The organism is Rhizobacter sp. (assembly GCA_021153565.1).
In the GTDB taxonomy this organism is placed as follows: Bacteria; Pseudomonadota; Gammaproteobacteria; order Burkholderiales; family Burkholderiaceae_C; genus Albitalea.
In genome coordinates this window covers 1-5784 of record JAJKJU010000139.1, presented here as the reverse complement: position 1 = coordinate 5784, position 5784 = coordinate 1, and the positions used below count along the sequence as shown (strand labels likewise).

Sequence of the window (5784 nt, the reverse complement as noted above, 5' to 3'; positions counted from 1 at the left end):
TTACTTCGAAGCGGGCCACAGCGAACTGGCCTGTATTGCTCCCTCGCCCCTTCGGGGAGAGGGCTGGGGTGAGGGGCCTGGGCCTCTGAGCAAACATGAACTTGTCATGCGTCAACCCTGCCTTCGTCATCGCCAAACGGGTGGCGGGGAGGGGACGAGCAGGTGCGGGCGATGGTGGGGGCCGTCGGGTTGCCTTGATGGAGATGGGTGTGATTTTTGGGAGACCCCTCACCCCAACCCTCTCCCCCCGCCGGGGGAGAGGGAGCCGCAATGCACTACGTCGAAGCGGGCCACAGCGAGCTGGCCTGTATTGCTCCCTCGCCCCTTCGGGGAGTCTCTGGGGTTGGGATGAGGGCTTCGGCAGTTGGAAAGCGACGAACAACAACCGGAATCAGTGATGCTGCGTCTCGAACTCAGAAACATCAGCAAGCAATATCCGTCGGTCAAGGCGAACGACCGTGTGAACCTGCGCGTGAAGCCTGGTGAGATCCACGCCGTGCTCGGCGAGAACGGCGCGGGCAAGTCGACGCTGATGAAGATCATCTACGGTGCCGTGCGACCCGACGAGGGTGAGGTGCTGTGGAACGGCGAGCTGGTCACCATCCGCAATCCGCACGAGGCTCGGCGCTTGGGCATCAGCATGGTGTTCCAGCACTTCAGCTTGTTCGACACGCTGACGGCGGCGGAGAACGTGTGGCTGGGACTGGACAAGGGGCCGTCCCTGGCAGACGTGTCACAGCGCATCGTGCAGGTGGCGCAAGAGTACGGGCTCGACGTGGACCCGCTGCGCCCAGTGCACACCCTGTCGGTGGGCGAGCGACAACGCGTGGAGATCGTGCGAGCCCTGATGACCAAGCCTCAGCTTCTCATCCTCGATGAGCCTACATCGGTGCTCACGCCGCAGGCTGTCGACAAGCTGTTCGTCACGCTGCGCCAACTCGCGAGCGAGGGCTGCAGCATCCTCTACATCAGCCACAAGCTCGACGAAATCCGCGCGCTGTGCCATCACTGCACGGTGCTTGGGGCCGGACGCGTGAGAGGCGAGGTCGACCCGACGCTGGAAAGCAATGCCAGCCTGTCGCGACTGATGATCGGTGCGGAGCCGCCGCAGTTGCAGCACGTGAAGGCGAGGGCGGGGGACGTGGTGCTCGCGGTACGCGATCTCTCGTTGGCCAAGCAGGACCATTTCGGCATGAACCTGCATCGCATCGGCTTCGAGGTGCGGGCCGGAGAGATCGTCGGCATTGCGGGTGTCTCGGGCAACGGGCAGCAGGGGTTGATGGCGGCGCTGTCGGGCGAAGACCCGCGTGCGGCGGCGGAATCGATCCGCTTGTACGACCGTCCCATCGGCCGGCTGTCGCCGGCTGTGCGGCGTCGGCGCGGCCTGCATTTCGTTCCCGAAGAACGCCTGGGCCGCGGGGCGGTGCCCGGCTTGTCGCTGGCGCAGAACACCTTGCTCACGCGAACTGAATCGGTGAGCCGCGCCGGGTGGATCGCCAACGGCCGCGTCGACGTGCTGACACGCAAGCTGATCGCCCGCTTCAAAGTGAAGGCCGGCGGACCGGATGCGCCGGCCAAGAGCCTGTCGGGCGGCAACCTGCAGAAGTTCATCGTCGGCCGTGAGATCGATGCGAAGCCGCGTGTTCTGATCGTGTCGCAGCCGACCTGGGGAGTGGACGTGGGCGCGGCGGCCCAGATTCGCGCCGAGTTGCTCAAGCTGCGCGATGAGTCTTGCGCCGTGCTTGTCGTGAGCGAAGAGCTCGATGAACTCTTCGAGATATGCGATCGGCTCGTTGTCATCTCGCAAGGGCGCGTGTCCCCAAGCGTCAACGTCGGTGACGCGAGCGTGGAGATGATCGGGCAGTGGATGAGTGGGCTGTGGGACACACAGGAAAAGGAATTGGCGCATGAAGGCGCTTGAGCTTGCTTGCCTAACCACCCACCCGTTCGGGCCCACCCACCCGTTCGGGCCCACCCACCCGTTCGGGCCCACCCACCCGTTCGGGCCCACCCACCCGTTCGGGCTGAGGTATCGAAGCCCTGTTGGCAATAGCCAAATCCCTCTTGGGACTGAGCTTGTCGAAGGCCCTGAACCTGCCCACGCACAGTTCGTCGCGCATTACCGAACGTGGCCTTTGACGAGGCTTGCCCATGTCACGCCCCACCCGAAGGCACGTGAGCCAGCCCACGTCACCTCCTACCCAAAGGCGCGTGAGCTTGCTTGCATAACCACCTACCCATTCGGGCCCACCCACCCGTTCGGGCTGAGGTATCGAAGCCCTGTTGGCAATCGCCAAGTCCCTCTTGGGACTGAGCTTGTCGAAGGCCCTGAACCTGCCCATGCTTTTGACGTGCTGCTCGGACACGCTCGAAATACTCACAGCCTCTCAGCCCGAACTTGCATGGCAGGCCTTCGCTGCGGTTGCGAGGAATCGGGGGCTTCATGCTGACGCTCGAATCCCGCTCCGAACCCAGCCGGACGATGACGATCGTCTCGCCGCTTCTTGCGCTCGCCATCACCGTCGTCATCGGCATGCTGCTCTTCATGATGCTCGGCAAGGACCCGATGCGCGGCTTGCAAGTCTTCTTCATCGAACCCGTGAAAAGCGGCTACGCATTGTCCGAACTTGCGGTCAAGGCCACGCCTTTGCTGCTCATTGCCCTCGGACTGTCGGTGTGCTTTCGCTCCAACGTGTGGAACATCGGTGCGGAGGGGCAATTCATCCTGGGTGCGATCGCGGCGGGTGGCGTCGCCATGATGGCCGACAAGGATTCGAGCCGATTCATCGTCATTGCCATCTTGCTGGCCGGGGTGGCGGGCGGCATGGCCTGGGCCGCCATCGTCGCGTTCTTGCGCGACCGCGCGAACGCCAACGAGATTCTCGTGAGCCTCATGCTCGTGTACGTCGCCGACATGCTGCTCAGCTATCTCGTGTACGGGCCTTGGAAAGACCCGGCGGCCTACAACTTTCCGCAAACCATCAGCTTCCTGGAGCCGACGAAGATTCCGCGTCTCTTCAGCGGTTGGCGTGTGACGATCGGCGCGGTCATCGCGCTGATCGCGGTGCTGTTGTTCTGGTTGTTCCTGTTTCGTCACTACGCGGGTTTTCAGTTGCAAGTCGGCGGGCTCGCCCCGGCGGCTGCGCGCTATGCGGGCTTCTCTTCGCGAAGGGCGTTGTGGATGGCGATGCTGGGCAGCGGCGGCATGGCGGGTCTGGCGGGTGGACTCGAAGCGGCCGGGCCGCTCGGGCAGCTCACGCCGCACGTGCCGGTCGGTTATGGCTTTGCCGCGATCATTGTGGCCTTCGTGGGGCGGCTGCATCCGGTGGGCGTCGTTTTCTCGGCGGTGTTGATGAGCATGTTCTATATCGGTGGTGAGCTGGCGCAGTCGCGGCTGGGTCTGCCGAAATCGTTGACGGGGGTGTTCCAGGGGATGCTGCTGTTTGCGCTGCTGGCTTGCGACACCTTGGTCTTCTATCGGATTCGGTGGAGACACAGCCCCCACCTTCCTTCGGCAAGCTCAGGACAGGCCAAGCCGCCCCTCCCACGAGGAGACGGGTCAAAGCCCCTCGCAGTGGATCCCAGTGACGTCGAGCAAGGAGCGAAAGTCTGATGGACGCATTCGCACTCCTTCTCGCTGCGACGCTCAACTCCGGCACCGTGCTCGCATTCGCCGCACTCGGCCTCTTGATCAATGAACGCGCCGGCATCGTGAACCTCGGCGCCGAGGGCATCATGCTCGTCGCCGCCGTTGCCGGCTTCGCAACCGCCGTGCACACCGGCAGCGACTGGGTCGCCTTCGCAGCGGGCATGGGCGCAGGTGCCTTGATGGCTGCCGCGTTTGGCTGGCTCGTGATCTGGCTCAACACCAATCAGTATGCAAGCGGCTTGGCTCTGAGTCTCTTCGGCGCGGGCTTCTCTGCCTTCGTGGGCCTGCGCTACACGCAGGAAAAGCTATCTCAGCGGTCTCATTTCGACGTGCCCGGCCTGGCCGACATTCCTTTCATCGGCCCGGCACTGTTCCGACAGCATCCGCTCGTCTACCTCGCCATCGTGCTTGCCGTCGCACTGACATGGTTTCTCTACCGGTCGCGCGCCGGACTGGTGCTGCGAGCGGTGGGCGAGTCGCCCGAATCGGCGCATGCGCTGGGGTATCCGGTGCGTCGCATCCGTTTCGCGGCAGTGATGGCTGGCGGAGCGCTGTGCGGCCTCGCGGGCGCCTACATCTCGGTCATCTACACCCCGCTGTGGGTCGAGGGCATGGTGGCGGGCAAGGGCTGGATCGCATTGGCCCTCACCACCTTTGCGACATGGCGTCCAGCACGTGTGTTGCTTGGTGCCTATCTTTTCGGCGGCGTGACCATGCTGCAGTTTCATCTGCAAGGCGAAGGCGTGCAGGTGTCGAGCCAGTTGCTCACCGCCATGCCTTATCTCGCGACCATCATCGTGCTCGTGCTCATATCGCGCAACGCAGCCTGGATTCGGGCCAACATGCCGGCGTCGCTGGGCAAGCCGTTTTTCCCCGGCTCATAATCGCAGCCGATTTTGCATTCCTGCTCTCGCAATTCCTTATCGAGGAGACGACAAGATGATCGATTCGAAGCGCTCGATGCTCCGCCTCACCGGCTGGACTGTTCTTGCCGCTGCCGCCCTGGCGGGCTGCAGCAAGAAGGAAGAAGCCACCATTGCATCGCCGGCGCCGGCGCCCATCGCCGCATCGGCACCGGCCAACGTGGAGCCGCTCAAAGTGTCCTTTGCGTACATCGGCTCCATCGGCGACGGTGGCTGGAACACTGCACATGACAACGCGCGCAAGGCGATGGAAAAGGAGTTCGCCGGCAAGGTCGTCACGAGCTACGTTGAAAAGGTGGCCGAAGGCCCCGATGCGGAGCGCGTGTTCCGCGACATGGTGAGCCAGGGCAACAAGCTCATCTTCGGCACCACCTTCGGCCACGGCGACTACATGCTCAAGGTGGCGGCCGATTCCAAGGACGTGAAGTTCGAACATGCCACCGGCTACAAGACCGCAGAGAACCTGCGCACCTATGACAGCCGTACCTACGAGGGCGCCTACATGGCCGGTGTGCTCGCAGGCGGCATGACCAAGAGCAACACGCTGGGCGTGGTGGGCTCGGTGCCCATCCCCGAGGTCATCCGCAACATCAACAGCTTCACGCTGGGCGCGCAGTCGGTCAACCCGAAGATCAAGACCAAGGTCGTGTGGGTCAACTCCTGGGGCGATCCGCCGAAGGAGACCGATGCTGCGCAATCGCTGATCAATGCGGGGGCCGATGTGCTCTTCCAGAACACCGACACCTCGGCCGTGCTACAGACGGCGGAGAAGGCCGGCAAATACGCCGTGGGCTGGGACAGCGACATGTCCGCCTATGCTCCCAAGGCACACCTCGCGTCCAGTGTCATCAACTGGACGCCGTACTACATCAAGGCCGTGAAAGACATGCTCGAGAGCAAGTGGACAACCGGCAAGACCTGGTGGGGCGTGAAGGAGGGCGCTATCGACATGGTGTCCATCTCCGACAAGGTGCCTGCCGAACTGAAGGCCAGGATCGACACGGTGAAGGCAGGCCTGAAGGACGGCAGCTTCGCGATCTGGAAGGGCCCGATCTCGACCAACGACGGCAAGGAAAAGCTGAAGAAGGACCAGGTCGCCGACGATGCATTCCTGGGCGGCATCAACTTCTACGTCAAGGGCGTGGAAGGAACGGTTCCGGGCGGCGACAAGAAGTAAGGTCTTGCTGTTGTAGGGTGGGCAAAGCGCAGCGT

The 5784-nt window shown here is 63.5% G+C and carries 4 protein-coding genes; all 4 read left to right on the top strand.

Annotated elements, in window-relative coordinates:
* Positions 1-397 precede the first annotated feature (397 nt).
* The 4 genes from AC30NL_RS08470 to AC30NL_RS08455 all read left to right on the top strand — a co-directional run bounded on the left by AC30NL_RS08470 (position 398) and on the right by AC30NL_RS08455 (position 5749).
* Positions 398-1921: an ABC transporter ATP-binding protein gene (locus tag AC30NL_RS08470; protein ID WP_489463562.1), complete on the top strand. Its 1524-nt coding sequence runs from the start codon at positions 398-400 to the stop codon at positions 1919-1921.
* Between the two features lie 522 nt (positions 1922-2443).
* A complete protein-coding gene (locus AC30NL_RS08465; RefSeq protein ID WP_489463561.1) occupies positions 2444-3613 on the top strand; it encodes an ABC transporter permease in 1170 nt (389 codons plus the stop codon).
* Positions 3613-4533: an ABC transporter permease gene (locus AC30NL_RS08460; RefSeq protein ID WP_489463560.1), complete on the top strand. Its 921-nt coding sequence runs from the start codon at positions 3613-3615 to the stop codon at positions 4531-4533. Before AC30NL_RS08465 ends, AC30NL_RS08460 begins: the two co-directional genes overlap by 1 nt.
* Positions 4534-4588: 55 nt before the next feature.
* The gene (locus AC30NL_RS08455; protein ID WP_489463559.1) at positions 4589-5749 is read left to right on the top strand and encodes a BMP family ABC transporter substrate-binding protein; all 1161 of its coding nucleotides are present in this window, start codon (positions 4589-4591) and stop codon (positions 5747-5749) included.
* Positions 5750-5784 lie beyond the last annotated feature (35 nt).

Excerpts from the sequence above, each read along its gene's own strand:
- AC30NL_RS08455 (WP_489463559.1), top strand. The coding sequence starts at position 4,589 with ATGATCGATTCGAAGCGCTCGATGCTCCGCCTCACCGGCTGGACTGTT.
- AC30NL_RS08465 (WP_489463561.1), top strand. The coding sequence starts at position 2,444 with ATGCTGACGCTCGAATCCCGCTCCGAACCCAGCCGGACGATGACGATC.
- AC30NL_RS08470 (WP_489463562.1), top strand. The coding sequence starts at position 398 with ATGCTGCGTCTCGAACTCAGAAACATCAGCAAGCAATATCCGTCGGTC.
- AC30NL_RS08460 (WP_489463560.1), top strand. The coding sequence starts at position 3,613 with ATGGACGCATTCGCACTCCTTCTCGCTGCGACGCTCAACTCCGGCACC.